Raw genomic sequence first — 2,059 nt, forward strand, 5'->3', positions numbered from 1 at the left:
GGCGTTCGCGGCATCCAGTTACCAGGAGAAGATCTGCGCAGACCGCGTCGGCGGCACCCAGGCCGGCTGGGGCGCCTAGACCACCCTCCCCGCCGCAACAGTCAGGGCCCGACACCCCGCACCGCCCGTGCTTGCCCCCGCTCGTCCTTTGCCCTCTAGCTCCTCTCCCAGCCCCTGGAAAGCAGATCATGACCACCAATCCCACGGCCGCGGCGCTCGTCGCCCGCTCCAACCGCCTCGGCGCGAACCCCAAGAACACGAACTACGCCGGGGGCAACACCTCCGCCAAGGGCACCGAGATCGACCCCGTCACCGGCACCACCGTCGAGCTGCTCTGGGTCAAGGGCTCCGGCGGAGACCTCGGCACCCTCACCGAGTCCGGCCTCGCCGTGCTCCGCCTCGACCGGCTGCGCGCGATGGTGGATGTCTACCCCGGCCTCGATCGTGAAGACGAGATGGTCGGCGCCCTCGACTACGCCCTGCACGGGCGCGGCGGCGCTGTCCCCTCGATCGACACGGCGATGCACGGACTGGTCGACGCGGCCCACGTCGACCACCTGCACCCGGACGCCGGCATCGCGATCGCGACGGCCGTCGACGGGGAAGAACTCACCGACTCGATCTTCGGCCACCGGGTGATCTGGGTGCCCTGGCGCCGCCCCGGCTTCCAGCTCGGCCTCGACATCGCCGCGATCAAGGACGCCCACCCCGGCGCGATCGGCGCGATCCTCGGCGGCCACGGCATCACCGCCTGGGGTGACACGAGCGAGGAGGCCGAGGCGAACTCGCTCTGGATCATCGAGACCGCCACCTCCTACATCGAGGAGCACTCCAAGCCGGAGCCCTTCGGCGCCCCGCTCGAGGGCTTCGGTGCGCTGTCGGCGGCCGAGCGCCGCGCCAAGGCCGCCGCGCTTGCGCCGACCCTTCGCGGCCTCGTCTCCACCGACAGCGCCAAGGTCGGCCACTTCACCGACGCGCCCGAGGTCCTCGACTTCCTCGCCAGCGTCGAACACCCGAGGCTCGCCGGCCTCGGCACGAGCTGCCCCGACCACTTCCTGCGCACCAAGGTCACGCCGCTCCTGCTCGACCTCCCGGCGGACGCCTCTGTCGAGGCGTCCCTCGCCCGGCTCCACGAACTCCACGAGCAGTACCGCCTCGACTACCAGGCCTACTACGACCGGCACGCGACCCCGGAGTCGCCCGCCATCCGCGGTGCCGACCCGCTCATCGTGCTGATCCCGGGCGTCGGCATGTTCAGTTACGGCGCGAACAAGCAGACCGCGCGCGTCGCCGGCGAGTTCTACGTCAACGCCATCCACGTGATGCGGGGAGCCGAGGGGCTCTCCCGCTACTCCCCGATCGACGAGGCCGAGAAGTTCGCCATCGAATACTGGGCGCTCGAAGAGGCCAAGCTCCAGCGGATGCCGAAGCCCAAGCCGCTCGCCGGACGCATCGCGCTCGTGACCGGCGCGGCAAGCGGCATCGGCAAGGCGATCGCCACCCGGCTCGCGGCCGAGGGCGCCTGCGTCGTGATCGCCGACCTCGAACTGGCCAAGGCGCAGGAGGCCGCGGCGGCGATCGGCGGCACGGATATCGCGATCGGCGTTCAGGCGAACGTCACGGACGAGAACCAGGTTCAGGCCGGCATCGACGCCGCCGTGCTCGCCTTCGGCGGCCTCGACCTCGTCGTGAACAACGCCGGGCTCTCGCTCTCCAAGTCCCTGCTCGAGACCACGGTCGCCGACTGGGACCTGCAGCACAACGTGATGGCGAAGGGTTCCTTCCTCGTCTCCCGCGCCGCGGCCCGGGTGCTGATCGACCAGAAGCTCGGCGGCGACATCATCTACATCTCGAGCAAGAACTCGGTCTTCGCGGGCCCGAACAACATCGCGTACTCGGCGACGAAGGCCGACCAGGCCCACCAGGTGCGCCTGCTGGCCGCCGAACTCGGCGAGTACGGCGTCAAGGTCAACGGCATCAACCCCGACGGTGTCGTGCGCGGCTCCGGCATCTTCGCCGGCGGCTGGGGAGCCAAGCGAGCCGCGGTCTACGGCGTCGA

1 protein-coding gene is annotated in these 2,059 nt (G+C 70.6%); it reads left to right on the plus strand.

Translation table 11 applies throughout. The features are described 5' to 3' along the window. Positions 1-188: 188 nt before the first annotated feature. Positions 189-2,059, plus strand: a 1,871-nt coding sequence (locus QN357_RS18740; RefSeq protein WP_323505368.1) for a bifunctional aldolase/short-chain dehydrogenase, incomplete at its 3' end; no start/stop codon positions are given.

This window comes from Cryobacterium sp. RTC2.1 (assembly GCF_035018685.1).
In the GTDB taxonomy this organism is placed as follows: domain Bacteria; phylum Actinomycetota; class Actinomycetes; order Actinomycetales; family Microbacteriaceae; genus Cryobacterium; species Cryobacterium glucosi.